At 60.9% G+C, this 22,484-nt stretch carries 18 protein-coding genes; 10 read left to right on the forward strand and 8 right to left on the reverse strand.

Features of this window, described 5'->3' with window-relative positions:
• Positions 1-61 precede the first annotated feature (61 nt).
• From FFA61_RS02375 to rfbA, 4 genes are all read right to left on the reverse strand, one after another.
• The gene (locus FFA61_RS02375) at positions 62-1,696 is read right to left on the reverse strand and encodes a DUF2142 domain-containing protein (RefSeq protein WP_005961998.1); all 1,635 of its coding nucleotides are present in this window, start codon (positions 1,694-1,696) and stop codon (positions 62-64) included.
• Positions 1,697-1,775: 79 nt separating this feature from the next.
• On the reverse strand, positions 1,776-3,044 hold the full coding sequence (locus tag FFA61_RS02380; RefSeq protein WP_005961996.1) for a lipopolysaccharide biosynthesis protein: 1,269 nt from the start codon (positions 3,042-3,044) through the stop codon (positions 1,776-1,778).
• A 9-nt stretch (positions 3,045-3,053) separates the two neighbouring features.
• Positions 3,054-3,923 carry a LicD family protein gene (locus tag FFA61_RS02385; RefSeq protein WP_005961994.1) on the reverse strand — a complete coding sequence of 290 codons (870 nt, stop codon included), beginning with the start codon at positions 3,921-3,923 and terminating at the stop codon, positions 3,054-3,056.
• Positions 3,924-4,073: 150 nt separating this feature from the next.
• Positions 4,074-4,946: a glucose-1-phosphate thymidylyltransferase RfbA gene (rfbA, locus tag FFA61_RS02390; RefSeq protein ID WP_005961993.1), complete on the reverse strand. Its 873-nt coding sequence runs from the start codon at positions 4,944-4,946 to the stop codon at positions 4,074-4,076.
• A gap of 195 nt (positions 4,947-5,141) precedes the next feature.
• Between rfbA and FFA61_RS02395 the strand changes: the two genes are divergently transcribed.
• On the forward strand, positions 5,142-6,590 hold the full coding sequence (locus FFA61_RS02395; protein WP_005961992.1) for a sugar nucleotide-binding protein: 1,449 nt from the start codon (positions 5,142-5,144) through the stop codon (positions 6,588-6,590).
• Between the two features lie 196 nt (positions 6,591-6,786).
• Here FFA61_RS02395 and FFA61_RS02400 read toward each other — a convergent pair whose 3' ends face one another.
• A complete protein-coding gene (locus tag FFA61_RS02400; RefSeq protein WP_242600862.1) occupies positions 6,787-8,265 on the reverse strand; it encodes a glucosaminidase domain-containing protein in 1,479 nt (492 codons plus the stop codon).
• A 237-nt stretch (positions 8,266-8,502) separates the two neighbouring features.
• On the opposite strand from FFA61_RS02400, the gene FFA61_RS02405 reads away from it, so the two are divergent.
• From FFA61_RS02405 to FFA61_RS02420, 4 genes are all read left to right on the forward strand, one after another.
• A complete protein-coding gene (locus tag FFA61_RS02405) occupies positions 8,503-9,555 on the forward strand; it encodes a glycosyltransferase family 2 protein (RefSeq protein ID WP_005961988.1) in 1,053 nt (350 codons plus the stop codon).
• A gap of 74 nt (positions 9,556-9,629) precedes the next feature.
• The gene (gene rfbB, locus FFA61_RS02410) at positions 9,630-10,637 is read left to right on the forward strand and encodes a dTDP-glucose 4,6-dehydratase (protein ID WP_040313510.1); all 1,008 of its coding nucleotides are present in this window, start codon (positions 9,630-9,632) and stop codon (positions 10,635-10,637) included.
• 18 nt (positions 10,638-10,655) lie between these two features.
• Complete coding sequence (locus FFA61_RS02415) at positions 10,656-11,579, forward strand: glycosyltransferase (protein WP_040313509.1); 924 nt, start codon at positions 10,656-10,658, stop codon at positions 11,577-11,579.
• 5 nt (positions 11,580-11,584) lie between these two features.
• Positions 11,585-12,541: an NAD-dependent epimerase/dehydratase family protein gene (locus FFA61_RS02420; protein WP_040313508.1), complete on the forward strand. Its 957-nt coding sequence runs from the start codon at positions 11,585-11,587 to the stop codon at positions 12,539-12,541.
• A gap of 144 nt (positions 12,542-12,685) precedes the next feature.
• Here FFA61_RS02420 and FFA61_RS02425 read toward each other — a convergent pair whose 3' ends face one another.
• A complete protein-coding gene (locus FFA61_RS02425; RefSeq protein WP_005961981.1) occupies positions 12,686-13,384 on the reverse strand; it encodes a hypothetical protein in 699 nt (232 codons plus the stop codon).
• A gap of 215 nt (positions 13,385-13,599) precedes the next feature.
• On the opposite strand from FFA61_RS02425, the gene FFA61_RS02430 reads away from it, so the two are divergent.
• Genes FFA61_RS02430 through FFA61_RS02440 form a run of 3 tightly spaced genes read left to right on the forward strand, consistent with a single transcriptional unit; the run spans position 13,600 to position 18,439 of the window.
• Positions 13,600-13,869 carry a WhiB family transcriptional regulator gene (locus tag FFA61_RS02430; RefSeq protein WP_408602663.1) on the forward strand — a complete coding sequence of 90 codons (270 nt, stop codon included), beginning with the start codon at positions 13,600-13,602 and terminating at the stop codon, positions 13,867-13,869.
• A gap of 8 nt (positions 13,870-13,877) precedes the next feature.
• Positions 13,878-17,042 carry a glycosyltransferase gene (locus FFA61_RS02435; protein WP_005961977.1) on the forward strand — a complete coding sequence of 1,055 codons (3,165 nt, stop codon included), beginning with the start codon at positions 13,878-13,880 and terminating at the stop codon, positions 17,040-17,042.
• Positions 17,039-18,439, forward strand: a complete 1,401-nt coding sequence (locus FFA61_RS02440) for a DUF5719 family protein (RefSeq protein ID WP_005961975.1) — start codon at positions 17,039-17,041, stop codon at positions 18,437-18,439. The genes FFA61_RS02435 and FFA61_RS02440 overlap by 4 nt, the downstream gene beginning before the upstream one ends.
• 238 nt (positions 18,440-18,677) lie before the next feature.
• On the opposite strand, the gene FFA61_RS02445 is transcribed toward FFA61_RS02440, so the two are convergent.
• The gene (locus tag FFA61_RS02445; RefSeq protein WP_005961973.1) at positions 18,678-19,094 is read right to left on the reverse strand and encodes a metallopeptidase family protein; all 417 of its coding nucleotides are present in this window, start codon (positions 19,092-19,094) and stop codon (positions 18,678-18,680) included.
• Positions 19,095-19,321: 227 nt separating this feature from the next.
• On the opposite strand from FFA61_RS02445, the gene FFA61_RS02450 reads away from it, so the two are divergent.
• Complete coding sequence (locus FFA61_RS02450) at positions 19,322-19,774, forward strand: DUF3499 domain-containing protein (RefSeq protein WP_040313698.1); 453 nt, start codon at positions 19,322-19,324, stop codon at positions 19,772-19,774.
• A gap of 554 nt (positions 19,775-20,328) precedes the next feature.
• Here the strand turns inward: FFA61_RS02450 and FFA61_RS02455 are convergent.
• Positions 20,329-21,474, reverse strand: coding sequence for a glycerophosphoryl diester phosphodiesterase membrane domain-containing protein (locus tag FFA61_RS02455; protein WP_083879438.1), 1,146 nt, complete (start codon positions 21,472-21,474; stop codon positions 20,329-20,331).
• A gap of 147 nt (positions 21,475-21,621) precedes the next feature.
• Between FFA61_RS02455 and mtrA the strand changes: the two genes are divergently transcribed.
• A complete protein-coding gene (mtrA, locus tag FFA61_RS02460; protein WP_005961967.1) occupies positions 21,622-22,302 on the forward strand; it encodes an MtrAB system response regulator MtrA in 681 nt (226 codons plus the stop codon).
• The last annotated feature ends 182 nt before the right edge of the window (positions 22,303-22,484 follow it).

Here is a 22,484-nt window from a genome sequence, read left to right on the forward strand (position 1 = left end):
AGTGAGTGAGGCCGGTTTTCGCTTCCCTAAAACCTTCGTCAGCACGGGGAAGCTGAGGAGGTCAGCGAGTCCTTTCCTCAGCCTCGACCGCGCTTGCGGCTTCTTTATCTGCCGGTTCAAGAACATCACGCTCGAGAGCGGTCTCGTCCTCGAACACCCTGGCTGTGTGATGCGAAGGCGCTCCGCCCCGAGTGAAAAGGAAGAAGATCAGGGCCCCGGCTGCACCGAGAACGAAGGGGACGGTCCACAAGGGAAGGGGAGGCTGCCACGGCGAGATATAGAGCTTCCAGGTGCCTGCAACGCCCGTGAGCTGACGGTGGAGGTTGAAAACGATCGAATCCGCTTGGACCAACCAGAAGACGAAGGCCCAGGCGCTAATGGCTCGGGCGCTCGGCGCCTCAGGGAAGGAATCGTAATCAGCGAGGACGTATGAGGCCATCACGGGAATGAGCATGATCATCGGCAGGATGTAGCGTCCCTGCCACATGACTCCGAGGCTGCTCGCTTGGGAGGCGTGCAAGACGATGGGGACGATGAGGCAGAAGAGGATGCCTGAAGAGAACACGACAAGGCGTTCACGGCGCTTGGCGAGCATCCAGATGAGCAACAGGGCTCCGATGAATGCACTTGTGAAGAGCAGGAATGCCCACAGGGGCATGGGTGCATGCAGCCATCCGAAAGAACCAACGGCATGAACGATGTAGTCATCCGTGTGCCGCAGGGTGTACATCGCGAGGAAACGAGGTGTGACAAGGGTTGCGGGCGCTTCCTCGCTCGTGAGATTCCCGGTTGTGAGGATCCAGATCGAGGCGGCGAGGGTCGTGAGGAAGGTGACGAGGATTGGGAGCCAAGAGCGTCGATCTTTGATGACCGTCCATGTCTGCTTCCAGGGTTGGAGGGCGATGATTCCGAGGAGGCCGAGGGTCATAAAGAAGGGGGTGAGGCCGCGCGAGTTCGCAAACACGCTCGCGATGAAGGCAAGGAGCCACATCCGAGGCCCCAGTTCGCTCGAAGGTGTTCTGCGAATAACGAGGAGCAGCTGACACCACAGGGCAAAGGCCGAAGAGAGTTCGAGTGCCTGCGGGTTAACGGAACCGGCCAGGAAGAAGACCATCGGCGTCAGGCCCGCAGCGGCGAGCGTGAAAGAAACCCCCGGGAGCTTCGCTTGACTGAGGGAACGGAATCCAAGCGCAAGGAAGAAGGAGGCGAGCGCGCCCGAGAGGATCCTCATGAGGTAAATGCCTACGCGGCTGTGCGAGAACAAAGCCGGCCAGGACACGAGGGCGTAGTACAAAGGGTTGTAACGCGCCGCGGGGGTGGGAGTCTCGACCCAGCCGTCGGGGCTCTCCTGGGTATCGACGAGGGGCGTCTCGCACTCGGAGATCGGCACATCTCGATCGAAAGCATTGCACAGGTAGTAGGAGACGTCCCTGTAGACTTCCGGGATCTCCACGACACGATCAACAAGGATCTCCTCGTTGAAGATCTGGCCGTAAGCGGTGGCTGCGGCTTTCTTGATATGGGACTGCTCATCGGGGGAGGCCGTGAGCGGGTTGTACAGGGACCATGCGGTCGTGAGGATGAAGAAAGCGCTGAATGCGACCCAGAAGACTCCGCGAGGCGAAAGCTCGATTCGTGATCTCTTGGTGTTCCGAGTGAGAAGTCCACTTGAGGGGCGAACACTATCGACAGTCACGTGGGTTCCTCCAGATTCATGTCAGGACCGTGGAAAGGATAGGCGGATCAGGCGCGATCTTTCTCCTGGGCGGAGTCTATCAACCTTGGATCTCACTGATTGAAGGGCAGTTCTCGTCCCTGCGCAGTTCCATGAAGAGGGCGAGGAAGAAATATCCGCTCAGGAGGCTCATTGCTCCCGCGTAGCCGATCGATGCTCCGAGGAGCTGGAAGGGAGGAACGAGGAAGATGAGAAAAACAGTGATCGCGAGTGCGGCGACGGCGTAGCCCACGAAGACGTGGGATTGACGACGCATTGTTGTGAGCGCGTAGTAGAGGATGACACTCGCAGAGTTCATTGCACCGCCGAAGACGAGGACCATGAGCTCAAGAAGGTAGCCGCTAATGTCCTTGCCGGACAGGATATTGAGGATCGCGACGCCTAGGAAGAATGTGACCCCACCGACAAGGAGGAACGAGAGGAGAGTAGCCGAGAGCCCCCGGTAAACGATCCTGAGGAAGCCTCGAACATTATGAGAGACCCACAGGGTCGCCATTCTCGTCAGCAGTGGTCGGAACACAATCGTTGAGAGAAGATTGATCGCGAATGCCGGCATGAACAAAAGAGCGAAGTACCCCTGGTGCTCCTTATCGAGGAAGAAACTGATCGCGAAGCGCGGTGCATTTGCCAGGTAGATGGAGATGAAGGAGGCCAGTGCTAGTGGCAGGCACAAGAGCAGAACGAGGCGAATCCGCTCACGCTGCCACATCGGACGCAGAGAGAACAAGGCCCGCGAGGGGGGAATGAAGACGAGCACCATTGTCGCGAACGAGACCAGGAAAGTGACCGCTGTCGTCGCGAGGAGATCCCCGGTCACCCAGATCCCAATGGAGAACACCGCGGTCGTGACGAAGGAACGGATGAACCCAGCTCTTCCCGCGATATCGAGCCGTCCTTGACGTTGGAGCTCTGAGTAATACACGTCTTCGATCGCATCGAAGACACGAAGGAGCGCAACGAAGGCGATGAGAGCAGAGTCTTTGAGATCCGAGCCGAAAACCCATGAGGCGAGGAGGATACCGAGCACCATGAGAAGGACCGTGAGGATGCGGACCGCCAAGTAGGTGCCGAATGAGAAGCGTCTTTGAACGTCCGTCACCTGGTAGGTGCGGACCTCGTACATGCCCAGAGTCTGGAATTGTTGGCCGATCGCAAGAGCAATCGAGAAGACCCCCGCCGCAGCGACTCCGGCGGCCCTCGTGACGATGATCAACATGATCACAGTGGCGCCAGCCACCATGAAGGACCATGCGGTGTTCCAGAAGTAGTCTCGTCCCAGCGAGGGTGTCCGTTGTTCGGAACTCGTCATCGTAGGACCTCAGAGCAGGCCTTTGAGAGGACCGAAGTCGACTTCGACGGGCTTGTGATTGCGGCGTTGTTCCACAGGAGGGAGCTCCATGTACTCACCGTAGGTTCGGCGCATCATGGCATCATAAGCGGGAGCGATTTGCACGGTGATCCCGTCGAAAGGCACATCCATCGTTGGTTGAATCTCATCGAGATTCACGGCCCAATTCTCAGGATCGCGCATCGAGAAGTCGGTATAGCGTCCGGTGTTCTCGCCCTCGTATCTGCGTGCCGCTGCGTCGAAGAGCTTTTGAAGACGACGAGGAGTGACACGCAGGAGTTTCATCCCGTAGTAGGCGATGCTCGTTGCCGTGTGGATCGCCAGGCGTTTCACACCATGCGTATCAATGAGCATCGGTGTCGGGGTGCCGGTCAGGTAGAGGAGGCGCCCCCACAGCCACGTCGCTCGCGATTGCTTCTTGAAGTCAGAGGGGTCGGTCGGCACCGTGTCGAGGGGGAGGACATCGAGGCAGATCGGCATGCGGTAGTTAGCATTCTTGGCGAATTCGGGAATGAGGAGCGTCCCCGTGAAGCCGAGCTTGGTGAACATATACGGGTATTCGGGAAGAGTGCGAGTGTTGTCGAAGCGATACTTCGGTCCCATGAGCGCGGGAGCTTCGGCGAGGAAACGCTCATAATCACGACGAGTCATCAAAACGTCAATGTCATCATCCCAGGGAATGAAACCTTTGTGGCGGATGGCGCCGATCATCGTCCCTCCGTATACGGAGTAGGGGATGTTGAGTTCGCGGCACGCCTTGTCCATGTCCTCGAGCATCTTCACCAGAGCCTTTTGGATGCGAGCGAGGAGTTTGGGATCATCGATCATGTCCGATGCCATCGGAATGAGTCCTTCCTCGGCGGTAAGAAGGGCTGATTCGCCAAGCCGCCGGATTACCCATGATTGTTGCACAGGGGCGCCCACTTGGGTGAAAAGGAGACGGTCCGGTCATCACGAGGAGGACCGGACCGAAAAGTGGAGCGAATCTCCTTAGACGTCGTCGCGGGCAAGTAAGTCGAGCAGGTATTGGCCGTAACCGGACTTGACGAGAGGTTCAGCCCGCTGACGCAGGCCCTCATCGTCGATGAAGCCCATTCTCCAGGCGACTTCTTCGGGGGCTCCGATCTTCATGCCCTGACGAGCCTCGACGGTGCGGACGAAAGCAGTCGCATCCGCGAGGGAGTCGAAGGTGCCGGTATCGAGCCATGCGGTGCCGCGCGGCAGGACTTCGACTTGAAGCTTCCCCGCCTCCAAGTAGGTGCGGTTGACATCGGTGATCTCGTATTCGCCTCTGGCCGAGGGCTTGAGGTTCTTCGCGATGTCAACAACATTGTTGTCGTAGAAGTACAGGCCTGGGACCGCGTAGTGTGATTTCGGCTTGGCGGGTTTTTCCTCAATGGACAGGGCCGTGAAGTTCTCATCGAATTCGACGACACCGTATGCGCTCGGGTCTGACACATGGTAGGCGAAAACGGCTCCACCATCGGGGTCGACGTGACGGCGCAGCTGGGAGCCCATACCGGGGCCGTAGAAGATATTGTCGCCCAGAACCAGTGCGGCCGAGTCAGTGCCGATGTGATCCGCGCCGAGGACGAAGGCCTGGGCGAGGCCGTTGGGGACTTCCTGGACGGTGTACGTGATGTTCACGCCGAGTTGTGAGCCATCACCGAGGAGGCGGTGGAAGCTCGGGGCATCATGCGGTGTCGTAATGACTAGGACATCTTGGATGCGTGCGAGCATGAGGGTGGACAGGGGGTAGTAGATCATCGGCTTGTCGTACACGGGCACGAGCTGTTTGGACGTCCCCAAGGTGATCGGATTCAGGCGCGTACCCGAACCTCCGGCGAGGATGATGCCCTTCATTGGTGACTCCTTACACGTCGACTGATTATGGAGGTCGTGGAGCCATTATGCCCAGGGGCAGGTGGGGGGCGGGGCGAGTGGGTTCGGCGAGTCCAGCGCCTTGCGTTGCGTCTTCGTCGCCTGAGGGGAAGTCCACTACTATCCTTGGAAGGGTTCGATCGCTTCAAGGGTGGTCGATGTCGTCTAGGAGCGTTCATGTCTGATGCCGTCACCGGGAAGCCTCTCGGAATTGAGGAGACCCCGATCCCTGGCTTCTTGAGGATCGATCTGACCGTCCACGGCGACAATCGCGGCTGGTTCAAGGAGAACTGGCAGCGTGAAAAAATGCTCGCTCTGGGCCTGCCCGACTTCCAGCCCGTGCAGAACAATGTTTCTTTCAACGACGAGGTCGGGGTGACTCGCGGTATCCATGCAGAGCCCTGGGATAAATTCGTTTCAGTCGCAACGGGGCGGGTCTTCGGCGCTTGGGTCGACTTGCGAGAAGGGCCTTCCTTCGGTGCCGTCTACACGACGATCATCGACCCCTCCGTCGCCGTCTACGTCCCACGAGGGGTCGGCAACTCCTACCAGACGCTGGAGCCGAACACCGCCTACACCTACTTGGTGAACGACCACTGGTCGCCTGATGCCACCTACACCTTCCTCAACCTCGCCGATGAGACCGCAGCCGTCGACTGGCCGATTCCCCTCGCTGAGGCGATTCTGTCCGATAAGGACAAGGCCCACCCCCGCATGGCGCAAGTCACTCCCTTCCCAGCTCCCGCCCCCACGGGCAAACGCGTCCTCGTCACAGGAGCCAATGGACAGCTCGGACGTGAACTTATGCGTCAATTGCCCGAGGCCGGGTACCAGACGACCGGCGTCGACTTGCCCGAGGTTGACATTTCCGATGTGAAGGCCATGGACGCCTTCGACTGGAGTCGCTTCGACATCATCATCAACGCGGCGGCCTGGACGAATGTTGACGGCGCAGAGTCACCCGAGGGTCGTCCAATGGCGTGGCGCGCCAATGCGACGGGGCCTGCGAATCTCGCCAAAGCCGCCTCCACGCACGGCTTGGCTCTCGTACATATCTCAACCGAATACGTTTTTGACGGCTCGTGCTCCCCTCATCTCGAAGATGAGGCGCCCTCGCCGCTGGGCGTCTACGCCCAGGCGAAAGCAGGAGGCGACGCCGCAGTTACAGCGGCGCCCAAGCATTATCTTGTCAGGACTTCTTGGGTTGTCGGCGACGGGAAGAACTTCCCGCGCCAGATGCTTGAACTCGCTTCTCAAGGCATCGCACCTCAGGTGGTGTCCGATCAGACGGGGCGCCTGACCTTCACCAGCGATCTCGCCGCCGGGATCCTTCACCTTCTCGAAACGAAAGCGGAGTACGGCACCTATAACCTTTCCGGAGAGGGGCCCGTCGTTTCCTGGGCGGATATTGCCAAACGCGTGTACGAGCTCGCGGGCAGAGACCCGGACGAGGTCACTCCAGTCTCGACCGAAGAGTACTTCTCAGGTCGGGAAGGGGTTGCTCCCAGGCCGCTCGCTTCCGCCCTCGATCTCGGCAAGATCAAAGCCACCGGTTTCACCCCCGCGGACTCCATGAAACGCCTCGATGACTACGTTCGTTCTTTGCTGGAGAGCAAGGGAGACTGAGTCTTCCCCTTGCTCAACAGGCGTGGGTGAGGTCTGTTGAACAGCAAGGGCATGCGCTTGAAGGAGACGCCGGGGGACACGCCCTGCGATGAGAGTTCTTCTGCCCTCGGATCAGGGTTCTTCATCTCGGAGTGCTGCTGCGTCTTGCGAAAGGACCTTGGGCTTTTCAGTGAGGGGGCTGAATCGTGTTCGCCGATCAGAAGTAGGCGTCCATCATTGACACGAGGTCGTAGCCGTAGTTCTTCGCAGTCGCCCAGCCGACGCCGTTCGGATTCTCCTGGATCCCGAGGTATTCGATGTAGGGCGCTGAGCCCTTACGGACGTACGTGAAACGAGGGTCGACCAGTGGATAAGCGAGCGTCGCACTGCTGGCCCAAGGGTCGGCGTAGGCGCGCAGATGCTGGACTTGCGCGCGCACTCCGATCCTGACCGAGGGGAAGGAGGCTCCGGCGGCGCCTCCACCGACGGCACCGAGCCCTGCGAAGTTGAATTGGGAGGCTGTGACGTCTCCGCCGAATTGAAGCCAGCCGGTCTCTTTCATGACTTGGCAGAATACGAGCTCAGGGCTGATCCCTTCGGCTGCCGCCTCCTCGTAGAGGATCGTCGCGAAAGCGGTGATGTCCCCGGCTCCGCCGCTGCTCAGGGCCCACGTAGGATACGGACGGCCCGTGTTGAGATAGACCTGAGTCATTGAGGCGATGAGGGATGATTGAGATGCGCTCGGCTGAGCGATGATCGGGTGCTGATCGATGTAGGAGATCCACCTGCCGGAGGAATCGAAACGACTGAGGCGCCCATTGGTGATCGCCGTTCCCGTTGCCATTGCCCCGCTCGAGGGATCGAGCCAGTACCAGGCGTCGCCGTCACGCAGCCACCCGGTCGTCATCGCTCCACTGGAGGGGTCGAGCCAGTACCAGGAGCCGCCGAGGGCGAGCCAGCCGATGGCCATATTCGCGCTCGAAGGATTGAGATAGAACCAATTCCCTTGGTCCAATACCCATCCGAGGATGCGCCTGCCCGATGAAGCGAAGTACTGCCACTTACCGGACACGAGTGTCCAGCCGGTCGCCATTTTCCCGGAAGAATCGAAGGTGTAGGTCCCATCGTGAAGAGTGCGAACGCTGGTTGCGAGTGAGCCGCCTTGCTGAGGATCGGCGTAATACCAGTTCCCCTCCGAGGCGATCCAGCCGATACTCATCGCACCATTGGACTCGAGGAAGTAGCGAGCACCCCCAGTTGAGATGAACCCGGTCTGCATGATCCCTTCGAGGGGATCGAGGAAGTACCAGTATCCGGCCGAGCGGATCCACCCGCTCTCTTTCGCTCCAGAGGAGGCGAAGTGATACCAGCCGTTCAGGTATCGCCATCCGCTCGCCATGATGCCCGCTGCGTCGAAGTAGTAGTCGACTCCCGAGATCCGCGCCCATGAGTTCTTCAGATAATCGCCGGAAGTGAGGCGCCATTTCCAGTGCGAAGCGCTCTTGACCCAGGTCCCCGAACCCGAATAGTCCAGGATCGATGAGGAGACGACGGTCTTGATGCTGCTCGGCTCCGGCAGGCTCGAGGGAGTCGCCGTCTGCGCTGAAGGCGCGCCAAACGCTTCTTGGGGTCCGAGGGGAACAAGGACGAGTGAGAGCGCGATGCCCAGTGAGCACAGTACGGATGATGAATGCACGCGAAGTCCTATGACGGGAGTGGTCAAAGTGAAGAATCTCTTCAAACTAGCATGAACTGAAGGTGTGGTCATGCGCAAGGGGTATGTCAATCTGTGGCTCTCCGTCGCTTTCGAAGCACTGTGCTCCTCGCCCCTCGGCTTCTTAGCGCGCTACTCTGCCCCCAGCACACGAAAGCTCTCACCCCAGTACGCCGAAAGGAAACGGGGGAGAAGACACGACCCCTGGAGGCGAGCACCTTGAACGAACAGACACGGCCCCTGCGAGTCTCCGTTGCCCTGTGCACCTACAACGGCGAGCGCTTCATTCGCGAACAGATCCAGTCGATCCTCGATCAAAGCCGCCGGGTCGATGAGATCGTCCTTGGAGACGACGATTCTGCTGATGGGACTGTCAGAATCGTCGAAGCCATGCTCGAGGGCAGTGGCATTGATCTTCTCATTCGTCACCATCGCCCCGGCCTGGGGGTGCGCGCCAACTTCTCCGATGCCATTGCGGCGACGAGTGGAGACGTGATCGTCTTATGCGATCAGGATGATATCTGGGTGCCCACGAAGGTTGAACGCCTCCTCGATGCTCTTGAGGGTGTGGAACTCGTGCATTCCGATGCCCAACTCGTTGACTCGAAAGGGGAGTCTCTCGGAGCTCTGCTCTTGGATGAACTGCGTGCGAGCCGGTGGGAGCGCGAGAACCTTCAGAAGGGCGACGCCCTCGCAGTCCTCCTCAGGAGGAACCTCGTCACGGGTGCGACCACAGCGGTCAATGGCGAATTCGCGAGGGCGGCAATGCCTGTGCCCGAAGGATGGATCCACGATGAGTGGCTGGCTCTTCTCGCCGCCCTCGATCATTCCTTGCGCCTGCTCCCCGAGGCTTTGACCCTCTACCGCCAACACGAGAACAACCAGATCGGAGCGAAAAAGGAATCACTCCTTGCCAGGACGGCCCGCATGCTCAAGCCCGATCCCACAGATGATCGTCGGCGTCTCCTGCGAGCGACTTCGGCATCCAGTTACGCTTTCAGGGCTGCTCGAGGCAGCGAGGAGGACCGTGCGCGTCTTCGTGAAGCAGCGGCGCATCAGCGCGCCCGCTCACTCATGCCGAGTGGGAGGATCTCAAGGATCCCGACGATCCTCACTGAGGCTTTCAGCGGCAGATACTCGCGCTGTTCTCGGGGCATCCTCACCCTCGGCCGCGACATCCTCCAAGTGAAGGAGTCCAAGGGCAAAGGCAGAGGTATTTCCCAGAAGAACTCGGAGATTCCCTGTGATCTGCCTGAGAAAAGCGCAGATTAGAGGCAAATGCCAGGAATGGCGTGCGCAGTACGGCATAATTGCCGGGTCAGTCCACTATTCGTAAGGGGTTCGTTGTGAGGATCGTCGTCACCGGTGGGGCCGGTTTCATTGGAGCGAATTTCGTTCATACCCTCCTCGAGGATCACGCCGACGTCGATGTCGTCGTCCTCGACAAGTTCACTTATGCCGGTAATCGCGGCTCGCTCAGCGACATCACCGAGGAGCAGGCGAAGCGCCTGAAGATCGTCGAGGGGGATATTGCGGATGCCGAGCTCGTCGATTCCGTTGTCGCGGGCTCGGACGCCGTTGTTCACTTCGCCGCCGAGTCGCACAATGACAACTCCCTCAACGACCCCTCGCCCTTCATCATGACGAACCTCGTCGGCACCTTCACCCTCCTTGAGGCCGTGCGCCGCCACAAGGTGCGCTTCCACCACATCTCCACCGATGAGGTCTACGGCGATCTCGAACTCGACGATCCGGCGAAGTTCACTCCCTCGACCCCCTACAACCCCTCCTCGCCCTACTCCTCTTCGAAGGCGGGTTCTGATCTGCTGGTGCGCGCCTGGGTGCGTTCCTTCGGCGTTGAGGCGACGATCTCGAACTGCTCGAACAACTACGGCCCCTACCAGCACATTGAGAAGTTCATCCCCCGCATGATCACGAACCGTCTGCGCGGCGTCCGCCCGCGCCTGTACGGAGACGGCCTGAATGTTCGCGATTGGATCCACGTGCGCGACCACAACACGGCGGTGTGGGAGATCCTCATGAGGGGACGGATCGGTGAAACCTATCTGATCGGCGCCGATGGGGAGACCAACAACCGTGATGTCGTGATGATCCTCAACGAGCTCATGGGCTGCGCCCCCGATGATTTCGATCATGTCGCAGATCGTCCCGGTCATGATCTGCGTTACGCGATCGATAACACGAAGCTGTGTGAGGAACTCGGCTGGTCGCCGCGCTTCACCGACTTCCGTTCGGGCCTGGCCGACACCATCGAGTGGTACACGCGCAACGAGGCGTGGTGGGCTCCTCTCAAGGAAGCCGTTGAAGCCAAGTACGCGGCGGAGGGGCACTGATCGGTGGGGGCAGAGCCCATGTCTGCGCATCACTCGCGTCCTCGTGTTCTCGTCCTCATGGCCACCTACAACGGTGGTCAGTGGATCGCAGAACAGATCGACTCCATCTTGTCTCAAAGCGGGGTCGAGGTGAGGATCCTCGCCAGCGATGACGGCTCGACGGACGACACTCTCACAATCCTTGAAGATCGAGGGGTCAGCGTTCTCGAGGCTCGTACGGGCAAGAGAGGATCGGCGCAGAACTTCTGCCACATCATTGCCGCTGCTTCCGCTCAAGAAGACGAGTACGTCGCCCTCGCTGATCAAGATGACATCTGGTACCCGGGGCGTCTCGCCCGACAGGTGAAGATCTTGCGCGAGGGCCCCTTCGACGCCGTCTCCTCGTCAATCGACGCCTTGTATCCGGATGGGACGAAGAAGATCTTGCGCAAGGATTTCCCTGAGCGCAGGCTCGACTTCGTTTGCCAGTCCCCGGGCCCAGGCTCGACCTACGTGTTCACTCCACAGGCCTTCGCGCAATTGCAAAAGGATTTGCGTTCCGGGGTGGTCGACACCGATGCCGTGGGTTTCCATGATTGGCTGCTCTATACCCTTGCTCGTGCGCACATGATGAAGTGGCACATTGATTCGACGCCGACCCTGGCTTACCGTCAACATGAGGCCAATGACATGGGGGCGAATTCCGGGCTCGGGGCGGCACGAACCCGCGCAGCGATGCTGGGAGCCGGCTGGTACCGCGAGCAATTCGCATTGATGGCGAGGACGGCGCGCGCCGTCACCACTGAGCCCGGCATGAGCGCTGAAATGGATCAGACACTGAGCCTCCTTCAGGGCAAGGGGATCGTCAACCGGGTACGGTTGGCGTGGCACTGTCGACACCTGCGCCGCAGAAAGCGTGATCGGATCGTGCTGGCATTGATGGAACTCCTCGGATTGTGGTGAGAAGAATGAAGATACTCGTTGCCGGTGGAAGCGGTTTCGTCGGGTCGCGACTCATCCCCGAACTCCAAAGCCGAGGACACGAGGTGCGTTGCTACGACCTGGTGATCAACCCCGACTTCGCAGAAATCACCACCCAGGGCGACGTCCGCGATCTCGCGGCTTTCACCGCCGTCGGTTGCGATTGTGATGTGATCGTCAATCTCGCAGCTCAGCACCGAGATGATGTGCGTCCACTTTCCCTTTACGACAGCGTCAACGTCGGGGGCGCGAAGAATACCGTTGAGGTGGCGCGAGCCTGCGGGATCTCCCGAATCGTCTTCACATCCACGGTTGCCGTCTACGGCCTCGATGCGGGCGAGTCGGTTGAGACCGACCCGGTGAACCCCTTCAACGAGTATGGGCGCTCAAAGCTCACCGCAGAGGAGGTGTTCCGCGCCTGGCAGAAGGAAACAGGCGCAGACCTGACGATCGTGCGCCCCTGTGTGATCTTCGGGGAGAAGAATCGGGGGAATGTCTACACCCTCATGCGCCAGATCCACAGTGGCAAGTTCCTCAGCGTCGGCGACGGGACGAACCGTAAATCCATAGCCTATGTCGGCAATGTGGCGGCCTTCCTCGCGGATCAGGTTGAGAACTCCCATGGCTATCAGCTCTTCAACTACGCGGATAAGCCGGACCTGACGACGAACGAACTCGTGACGACGATTCGTTCGGCCCTCGACAGGCACCGCTTCCAAGGTCTGCGGCTCCCCCTGTGGTTGGGGCTTGTCGGCGGTTACACCTTTGACGCGCTCGCAGTGCTCATCCGACGCCCCCTGCCGATCTCCTCAGTTCGCATCCGCAAGTTCGCCGCCTCGACGATCGTGGCGACCAAGGCACTGGAAGAGAGCGGCTTTGAGCGCCCCTTCGCGATCGATGAGGCTCTGCGCCGCACCGTGCGAGCTGAATTCGGGACGCACTGAGGCCTGGAGCACCTGAGAGGCCTTGTGGTGAGGCGCCCTTCTTCGTGCATCAACTCGCTTCGACGGTGCTTTCTTGTCAGGTGAGGCTGCCCCTCGCTCGTAGGCTCGGGAACTCAGCCTTCGTTTCACCGCCCCCTCACGTGCTCAGATCCACAGGAGCTGTCCCTCTTTCGCACTGACCTTCTCAGCCTCCGTCTTGGTGTAGTGATCGGGATCGATGAGCACGACTCCGCTTGCGCGCCTCCAGGCTCCGATCAGATGCACCAGAGTCTCCTCGGCCTTCGCGTAGAGCCCAATCCGCACACCCTTCATGCCCTCACTCTCATCCACAACTTCGAAGACCTCCTCGAGGGGCAATAGTGCGCCCGTCGGGGCGCCGATGAGCAGATCGGGCTGGGCCATCACTTCAGCGAGAGCATCGAGGATCCCAGTGGGTAGAGGATCGCCCCTCCACGAAAACGCCAAGTATTCGCGCGGCTGAGCCAGAACAGTCGCCCCCGACTCGCAAGCCGCGAGGGCGTCCTCGTCAATGGTGGAAACGAGGACGAGATCGCCCGGGGCCGCCTCCTCGAGTGATCCAAGGCGCGTCCATCCCAGTGCAAGCAGAGGGACGGTCCACACGATCTCTTGCCAGAGCTCGTGACGGATGAAGAAACGCCCGCTGTGTGCCTCGCCCTCGCCGAAAAGATCCGCGCCGAGCTCTTCGCTCAACAGGTTCGAGATCTTTGAGAACCATCGGGCCAGGACCGGACCGTTGAACTCGACCCGTTCTTTCGAGTACACGGTCAAGACGGGGCCGGCCTGAGAGGCGAGGGTGCTCAAGAGTGCGCGAAGAGAGGTCATGGGTGCACACTAGTCGTTTCGCTCACGCTTGAGCCGTATCTACCAGCGCGAATGAGGCCCTTCAGCATGGAAACGAGCCATGTGCAAGGGGTGTGTGGAATTTTCTCATTTACTCCAACCGGCTTGACTAATGCGTATGACACGCGTGTAATTCTCATATCGACACAAAACTTTGAGGAGACGGCACGGTGTGGAACATCTTCGGTGACGGACCGATCGCGTGGTCCGACGCATCTGATGCCGACTTCTTTGCGCGCGCCGACGGCCCGCTTGCCTGGCAGCAGCATGCCCTATGCGCACAGACCGACCCGGAGGCATTCTTTCCCGAAAAGGGAGGCTCGACTCGTGAGGCGAAGGCCGTGTGCCACTCCTGCGAAGTCCGTGAGGAATGCCTGGAATACGCTCTCGCCAATGATGAGCGCTTCGGCATCTGGGGTGGCCTGTCTGAACGCGAACGCCGACGCCTCCGCCGCTCGGCGGGCTGAGGGTTCTCGTGAGTTCTGGCGTCGTCGCCCTCGTTGTTGCCCGCGATCGGCAGGCGCATCTTGACTCCGTCCTCTTAGCTGCGGCAAGTCAAACACTGCAACCCAATCACATCCTCCTCCTCGACTGCTCAGAAGAGGCCACCCTGAAAACTCCGGGAAACCTGGATGTGCGCAGCGTCCCCACACCGGGGGCTGCCAACCTCGGGGCTGCGATCCAGCAGCTTCGCGATAGCTCTCCCGAGCTCGCTGCGGCACGCTGGTGGTGGATCCTCCACGACGATTCCATTCCCGAACCCTCATGCCTGCGCGCCCTGTGGGAAGTCGCGGACCGTGGACGCACCATCGGCTTCGTCGGCGCTAAACAGATGAGCATGGACGGCACACAGCTCCTGGAACTCGGCATTCACGCCACGAGGAGCGCCCGTCGTCTGGAACGCATCAGCCCGGGAGAAATCGACCAGGGCCAGTACGACTCCACAAGTGATGTCCTCGCAGCAGGCACCGCAGGCGCCCTCATCCGCCCCGAGGCCTGGGACGCCGTCGGCGGCATCGACCCGGTGCTCGGGCCCTTCGGTGATGGCCTCGACTTCGGGCGCCGCCTCCACCTCGCGGGATACCGGGTTGTCGTCGCCCCGAAAGCACGAATCCGTCACGCCCGCCTCGCACTTTTCCCCCAAGGGCACGAGAAAGAGGCACTCCGAAGCGGGGGAGAGGAGGACAATTCTGATCTTCCCCTCCTCAACGCAGCGAAATCTCACCCCGCCCACGATCCACAAGACGCGAGTTTTGCAGCCAGGCGTTTCGCCCAGATTTACAACTGGGCGAAAGCAACGCCCGCGCCCCTGCTCCCCCTCCTCATGCTTTGGCTCGCGATCTGGTCGCCGATCCGCGCCTTTGGGCGTTTAAGCAGCGGAGCCTCCCACCTGGCCGGAGCAGAGCTTTGTGCATGGGCGCAGGCTCTGGGGAAGACGCCCGCGCTTTTCAAAGCGCGCCGCATCCAGGCGCGCGCCTCGAAAGTTCCCACGAAAGCTCTGAGGGGCTTGGAATCGAGTGGACGAGAACTTCGGGAACGGCGCCGAGACCTCGCGAAAGCGCTTGCGCCCGAGGATGAGAATGTCGATCCTCTCCTCATCGAGTCGGCGCGCGCCCATCGGGTGAAATCCCGGCGCATACTCCTCCTCGTCCTCCTCTTCACGGCCCTGCTCGCCCTGGGCCGCTGGTGGGGAATGAACGGGACTCTTGCAGGTGGAGCATGGCGCGCACTGCCCGCCAGCGGCCAAGGCCTGTGGGAGAGCACCTGGTCGAACTGGGTGCCCGGAGGGGACGGGCGCATCGGAGTTGCCGACCCCCTGCTCATTGTGCTCGCACTCTTCGCCTATCCTCTGAGCCTCCTTGGCATCACGCCGACGAGCTTCGCTCGCTACCTGCTCTTCCTCCTTGCGCCACTTGCAGCGGCGAGCGCGTGGCGTTTTTCTTCTCGTCTCACCTCTTCGCCTGCTCTTCGCGGCGCTGGGGCGCTCGCATGGTCGGTCCTTCCCGCCCTGACTCTCTCACAGAGCCAGGGGCGCTTGGCTCCGGCCCTTTTCCACGTGCTGGTGCCCCTTGCTGCCTCCGCGTGGCTGAGCCTCGCAGCCCCTCGCACACCCCTGCGCCTCGAAGGGGCCCGGGGAACGATCGACGCTCCTGAGAACCTGCGTTCCGGTGCTCTTGCCCGCTTCACTGTCGTCGGTGCTGCCATGGTGGCATGCGTCCCCTGGGCGATCCTTCCCCTGATGATTGCCCTGATCATCCTGTGGCGGCGCGGCAGCGCCAGATGGGGAGCACTCGCGGCCTTCATGCCCGCAGCTCTCCTCATCGCTCCGACGATCTTCTCTGCTTTCCGCTTTTTCGCATGGCGGGCTCTCCTCAGCCCCTCAGGACCTGATGCGCCGAGCCTGGAGCCTGTGGCGTGGCAAGCGCTCCTGGGCCTGCCGACTCAGATCTCGCGCGTGGAGGTCCTTGCTCTCTCGCTCATCCCAGGAGCCCTTCTTCTCCTCGCGGCCCTGTTCGCTATCCTCCTTTCCCCGCATGAACGAGGCCGGGGGCTGCCCCTTGTCATCTGCTGCACGGCGCTCGCCCTCTCAGGAGGCGCAGCCCTGTCGCGCTGTGACGTGGGAGTGGAAGGGACGCAGGTGTTGACCGCATGGTCGGCACCTGCAGTGTCGATCGGCTCACTCGGACTGATCGGACTTGCCCTCAAAGCCGCCCCGAGTTCGCCCGCCTGGAACTCGAAGGCCATGCGGCCCTTCTCCTTTCTCGCAGCCCTCGCATCGCTGCTTTTCCTCGTGTCTGGGACCGCTCCGATCCTTGAGCGCATCCTCGAACATGACGCACAAGCCTCCGCTTCGACCTCGCAGCGCCTGGCCTCCCCGACACTCAGCGCCTCCACGGACCTCGTCTCCGTGGTCAGCGCCCAAGCCCAAGCCTCGACCAGAGGTGGGCGCGTCCTCGTCCTCGACTCTGATGCTGAAGTGAGCACCTTGAGCCTTCGACTCTGGCGAGGCCAAGGCCCCTCCTTCCTTGACTCGACGCCGATCACCCGCGCCCAGGATCTGCGAGCACAACTTCACGGCGATGCAATGGATCCGGCGAGCAGCGAATTGGCTGAACTCGCCCTTACCCTCGTCGTCTACCCCGATGAGGCCACGGTCCGTTCCCTCGCCGATCATGGTGTCGACACGATCTTGATCCGCCCGGAATCTGCAGGACTGAAGGCAATGAGTGATGCCCTCGATCGAGCGCCCGGACTGGAAAAAGTCGGCGACACCGATGCTGGTTCCCTGTGGAGGCTTCACCTCGACTCCATGCACACGGCTCGCGCAAGAATCATCGACGGGCACACATGGACGAACCTCGACTCAGGCGCTCTTCGCGTCTCCGGTGACCTACCGGAAGGATCGAAAGGACAGATTGTTCTCGCTGAACGCTTCGACCCCGGATGGAAAGCAACTCTTAACGCTCAGCCTCTTGAGGCCTTTGCTCGCGGATGGAGCCAGGCCTTCACCCTCGAGCAGGCTTCGGGAGACCTCCTCATCACTCACGAGAGCATCTGGGCTCTGCCTTGGAAGATCCTCACCCTTGGCGCCCTCGCCCTTGCCGCGCTCTTAGCGATCCCCTGGAGGAGACGAGCATGAGATCCTCCCTGCCCGCTCTGCTTGCCCTCGCCCTCGCGCTCGGACTCCTCGGTGTAGTGGGTGCGCCGGGGCTCTTTCCGCCTCCCGAAGAACTGCGCAGCTTCGACGCTCCTGTCATGAGCGTGAAACCGAGTTCCGCGGTGCTCGCATGCCCTCCGGGGATCCTCGATCCTTTTGAACCCGAGGAAGCTGCCAACCCTGGTGCCATCTGGTCCACGACAGGGCTGGGTGCAGGGGACGAGCCTTTGAGTCAACTCGTCGTGAGAGCACCTGAAGGTGCGCACCTTGAACTTCCCTCCGGATTCATCCTCGCCGCCCAGAGCGGCGGTGAACTCCTCGGCTTGTCGGCGACCGGCTGTTCTGCCCCGCTCACGGACCAGTGGATTGTCTTGGGGGCGACGCAACTCGGCTCAGACGCCGTCCTCGTTTTGTCCAACCCCTCGCCGCTCCCTTCCAAGGTGACGATCAGCGCGATGGGGGCCGCAGGTCCGCTCGCCGCCCAAGCGCAGCCCCTGACTGTTCCGGCGCATTCTTCGCTCCCTGTGCTCCCACTCGGCTGGTTCGCCGATGAGGACAATCTTGTTCTTCGCATCCAGGCTGAAGGCGCCGGAGTCGCCGCATTCGCTCAACTTTCCGCCCTCGACGGGGAAGTCCCACAAGGAACGACCTGGACTTCGGCGAGTACTCCCACGAACTCTGCCATGATCCTCGGCGTCGGCGGAGAAGAGTCAGCGACTCTGCGCATCGCAGTGCCCGGCGAGGAGCCCGCCACCGTGCGCGCCACGATTCTGGGGGCCGAAGAAGGAAAACCCCTCACTGAAGAGGAGATTACCGTTGACGCGGGAACGGTCCTCGCCATCCCCCTTAATGGGGCATCCGCTCAGGAGGCTGCGCTCGAACTCGAATCCGAGCAGGCGATGATCGTGGCAGTCGAGAGAACATGGAAGGGGGGAGCATTCCCCACTTCGACAATCCCCTGGCGCCTCCTGTCGACATCCCTGCCCTCAAAGCCCTTCACCTCCGCGAAGATCCCTGGGGCCGAAACACTTGGCAGGCTTGTGGCCTCCCAAATGAGCATGTCCACGAGGCGCCAGACTTCCGTGCACACCGAAAGTGGAATGGAGTCTTGGACGGCGAAACTCATAATCGCCCTGTCCCAAAGCGCGGGTGCAGGTAGCGCGAGTATCGAGCTCGCAGGACAGCGAGTCGAACTCCTCGAAGGCAGATCAACGATCCTTGATCTTCCCTCAGCAGACGCTTCGATCAGCGCGAATACGCCGATTCGAGCGGCCCTGCTCATTGAGGCGGTGACGCCCAATGGGACGGTGCATGCGAGCTGGCCGGTGGGGACCGCTGGCCTGATCGCAAGGGAAGCCCAGGTCAGCGTCGAACCCTGATCGGCCTATCGGGAAAACATAGGGCCGTGGTGGCCCTTCAGGAGGCCTGCACGGGCTGTAGTGCCTCTTCCGGAAGCCTGAGGGAGTGGCCTTTCAAGAAGCCTGGGAGAGTGGGGGATTCTCCGGATCCCCTTCTCGCTCCCTTCCCGAGGGCAAAGGCTGGTACATTCCAGAGGGCAAAGTCCGCCCCCTTCCGGAGGGCAAAGGTTCGCCCATTCCAGAAGATGCGCTCGGGGTTTTAGTGCAGCTCCTCCTCGAGCTCATCAGGCGGGATCGCCAGGACCCGCGAGATGCGCTCCACAAGAACCTTACGGAGCGTACGGGGAACATCGTCGTGTGAGCGTAGAACGATTGGCAAGCGATACACGACGATCCTGTCTTTCAAGCCGCGGCGTCGATCCGCGTGGAAGACTCGTCCCAGCACCTCCGAATGGTCTTCCCAAGACGCAGGATCTGAAGGCGGCACATCCTCAGTGGCGAACTCGATGGTGTACACGGCAGGCCACTTCTTCGCCAGATCAACGATCAGCGAGGTTGCGAGCGCATCGAAGCCTTCTCTGCGGGTTTTCCACGCGGGCGTTCCGGGGAAGAACAGGGGGCCGCGAGGACCACGGCCATGAGGATCGCGTCGAGGATGGCGGGAGAGGGAAGGCACCTGCCAAGCCTAGGTCATTCAGACCCGCCACTGAGGAGGACGCGTCCGTTGGGGACTGAAGATCGATCCCTACCTGAGGAGGCCTGGAACTGAGCGTGCCGACAGCTGGGCCTCAGCCCAACGCCAGCTCGATCGAACGCGCCCGCCCTCGCCCGGAGCACGAACCCCTGAGGCTTGCACCAGGGGAGAGAATCTCTCCCGAGCAGAAAGTGCCGTACCCTAGTGAGGTGATTTTGGCAAGACACTGCTCCAAGCCCGGGTGCCAACGCCCCGCAGTCGCGACCTTGACCTACGACTACCAGGACTCCACAGTCGTTTTGGGACCGCTCGCGACCTTTGCCGAACCGAACGCCTACGATTTGTGCGATCACCATGCAGAGCACCTCACCGCGCCAAAAGGCTGGCAAGTCGTGCGCCTCGTGACGAACTTCGAGCCGGCCCCTCCCTCGGGCGATGACCTGCTCGCCCTCGTCGATGCGGTCAGGCGCGCTGCGGAAACGCAACGCCATGCTGCCCCCGAACCCCCTACGCAGTCTTCGGCCGCGATCCGACCCGCCGCAAGGGAAGCAGAACGAGGGCCCTTCGCTCCGAAGAAGGAACCGGATACTTCCAGCCCCCTTGACCCGAACTCGTCCTACGCCAAACGCCGCGCACGCTTCACGGTGATCAGCGACGACTGAGGCTGTTGTTTCCCTCGACAAGGAGAAGGGGCAAGAGGGCACAGGACACCTCCACACAGGTAAATCTCGGGGGTCTGGGCGCCGGATCACGGACGGTGTCTCGGGAGACCTCCACGCAGGCGAAGCTCAGGGCCTCGGGTAGGCCAATGCCAGGGCCTCGGGCAGGCGAATGTCAGGGCCTCTGGCACAAGATCCGCTGGCCTCAAAGTGAAGGACAAGGTGAAGGACAGGGCCTCGGAGCGAAGCTCCCGCTCAGCAAAGACGGAGGCCAAGACCCGAGACTGACACATCACCTCGGAAAGAGCAGAGCCAAGAACGAGCGCCTCTTTGAGAAGAACAGGCGTCTAAGGAACCCGCTCTATACCCCATCCCTGTGTCATGCATCCCCGCGCTGCGATGCGTCCTCTCCCATTCATCGGGCTTCGAGACACATCCTGCAGGGCACGGACGAGCTAACAAGAGGCCCGGTCTCCACCACAGGGCGCGGAAGCTTAGACAGGAGGCTCGGCCTATGTAAGGCGCGGAAAGTCAGGCAGAACGCTCGGCCTCGGAACTCAGCCGAGGCGAGCCTTGTACGCCTGCTCGAGGACAACCCCGAAATTCTCACGTCGCATGCGCTCATCGGTGTACATGAGGGTCAAGAAGGAAACAAGGAGGGGCATAGTCAGAGCCGATATGAGCGCCGAAAGAACAGCGGAGAAGGCGAGAGAAAGATCCGGGGCGCCGAAGAAGAAGAGCCTGAAAAGGGAAGACAAGATACTCGTCAACGCCCCGATTGCGACAGAAACGAGGAGATAACGTCCAAGAGTCCTCCAGAAGACCCCTCTGGTGAGCTCCCATGAACGTTTGAGAGCCGGAAGAGGCCCGAGACCCTCGAGGGTACAAGCCGGGTAGGCATAGAGGAAACGGATCTGGACGAACACGAGACTCAGGAAAGCGACAAGCGTGCACAGCAAGGTGACGAGGACTATCACTCCGATCCGCCCCGGAGTGACCTCAACGTCATTGATGACATCCCCGATGATCCCGATCATGGGAAGCATTCCGATTCCGGACGCGAGCAGAATAATCGCGAAGCTCATGAGGGTGAACAGGACTGCAGTGCCGATCATTGGGATGAGCCTGGGCCAGAAACGACTGAAGGCTTCACGGACATCCACTTTTCTGCGGATAACAGCATCTGAAGAGATGATGTAGAGAGGCCCCATCACCAGGAAACTCACGATTCCCATCAGGGCCACACTGATGAAAAGACCAGAGAACAGGGGAAGGAAGAAACCGCTGAGAATACGGGGAACATCATCAGTGGAGGCATAGCTGAGCTGCCTTGTAAAGGAATCCAAAGAAGAGAAACTCCAATAGGTCATGAACCCTTCGAATACGCCAAGAATGAGCATCGGGACGAGGGGAATGAGAAAGAGGGGAGCCGCAGCGAAACGAAGAATCTCGATGGCACCGCTGAAAAGCTCGCCGAGCCCAAGAGGACGGAAAGGGATCACAGGGCGAAGCGCATCCTTCGCAAGAGGCGGAACCCCCCAGTTCCCTTGCTGCGTCCATGCGGATTCGGGTGCTCCTGCGGGAGTCCAGGTCTGCGCCGAAGGGGTATCCGCACCCTGCCAGCCGCCCCCGTTTCCCGGAGTAACAGGGGGCTGAGGCGCAGAGGAGTAGGAGGGGAATCCCCCGGGTGGCGGAGTAGTCATCGAATGGGCCTTTCGTCATCGGACTTGCGTATTGTCCCAAGAAATCAGCGAAGTATCCAGGGTGAAGACCCTGATGACAAGCCCTGGTTGTCTCTAGTGCAGCGGGTCGGGCCCCATCCGTGATCGAATCGTGACACGATTTAGTGCATGAATTCACGCATTCTCGTGGTGGACGACGATCTTGCACTGGCCGAGATGATCGGAATCGTGCTCGGATCTGAGGGCTTTGATGTCGCGACCTGTTCAGATGGCGTGCAAGCTCTTGACGTCTTCCATCAAGAGAACCCGGACCTGATCCTCTTGGACGTCATGCTCCCGGGCATGGATGGGATTGAGATCTGCACCAGGATCCGTAAGGAATCCGATGTGCCGATCGTGATGCTCACTGCTCGAACGGATACTGCTGATGTGGTTGCTGGCCTCGAAGCCGGAGCCGATGACTACGTTCCGAAGCCTTTCAAACACAAGGAACTTGTCGCCCGTGTCCGAGCAAGACTGCGAGGACGAGAAGAGGCCGTCGACGAACGCCTCGTCCTCGGCGACCTTGTCATCGACGTGTCCGGGCATACGATCCACCGAGGCGGCGAAGAGATCCTCCTGACTCCCCTCGAATTCGACTTACTCGTCGCCCTGGGGCGCGCCCCCTGGAGAGTCTTTTCCCGCGAGGAACTTCTCGAGAAAGTCTGGGGTTACCGCCACGCCGCCGATACGCGCCTTGTGAACGTTCACGTGCAAAGACTGCGGTCGAAGATTGAACGAGATCCAGATAAGCCCGAAGTCGTCATCACCGTGAGGGGAGTCGGGTATCGTGCGGGAACCGGAGCCTGAACCATCTGCTGGCCGTCACGGCCCCCACGAATCGGAGGACTCCTCTGCGAAAACATCGTCCTCGGGAGGTGCATCCCCCCAAACCCCGGGCGCCGCTGAGCCTCAGCCTGTAGAAGGAACTTGCGAAACCCCGAAGGTTTCGACCAAGGGAAGGCGGGGGAGGAGTAAATGGGCAGATGAGC

The organism is Schaalia cardiffensis F0333 (genome assembly GCF_005886435.1).
In the GTDB taxonomy this organism is placed as follows: Bacteria; Actinomycetota; Actinomycetes; order Actinomycetales; family Actinomycetaceae; genus Pauljensenia; species Pauljensenia cardiffensis.

Bases quoted from the DNA above. Each gene is read 5' to 3' on its own strand.
- FFA61_RS02380 (WP_005961996.1), bottom strand. From the start codon at position 3,044: ATGACGAGTTCCGAACAACGGACACCCTCGCTGGGACGAGACTACTTC.
- FFA61_RS02385 (WP_005961994.1), bottom strand. From the start codon at position 3,923: ATGGCATCGGACATGATCGATGATCCCAAACTCCTCGCTCGCATCCAA.
- rfbA (WP_005961993.1), bottom strand. From the start codon at position 4,946: ATGAAGGGCATCATCCTCGCCGGAGGTTCGGGTACGCGCCTGAATCCG.
- FFA61_RS02395 (WP_005961992.1), top strand. From the start codon at position 5,142: ATGTCTGATGCCGTCACCGGGAAGCCTCTCGGAATTGAGGAGACCCCG.
- FFA61_RS02415 (WP_040313509.1), top strand. From the start codon at position 10,656: ATGTCTGCGCATCACTCGCGTCCTCGTGTTCTCGTCCTCATGGCCACC.
- FFA61_RS02420 (WP_040313508.1), top strand. From the start codon at position 11,585: ATGAAGATACTCGTTGCCGGTGGAAGCGGTTTCGTCGGGTCGCGACTC.
- FFA61_RS02425 (WP_005961981.1), bottom strand. From the start codon at position 13,384: ATGACCTCTCTTCGCGCACTCTTGAGCACCCTCGCCTCTCAGGCCGGC.
- FFA61_RS02440 (WP_005961975.1), top strand. From the start codon at position 17,039: ATGAGATCCTCCCTGCCCGCTCTGCTTGCCCTCGCCCTCGCGCTCGGA.
- FFA61_RS02455 (WP_083879438.1), bottom strand. From the start codon at position 21,474: ATGACTACTCCGCCACCCGGGGGATTCCCCTCCTACTCCTCTGCGCCT.
- mtrA (WP_005961967.1), top strand. From the start codon at position 21,622: ATGAATTCACGCATTCTCGTGGTGGACGACGATCTTGCACTGGCCGAG.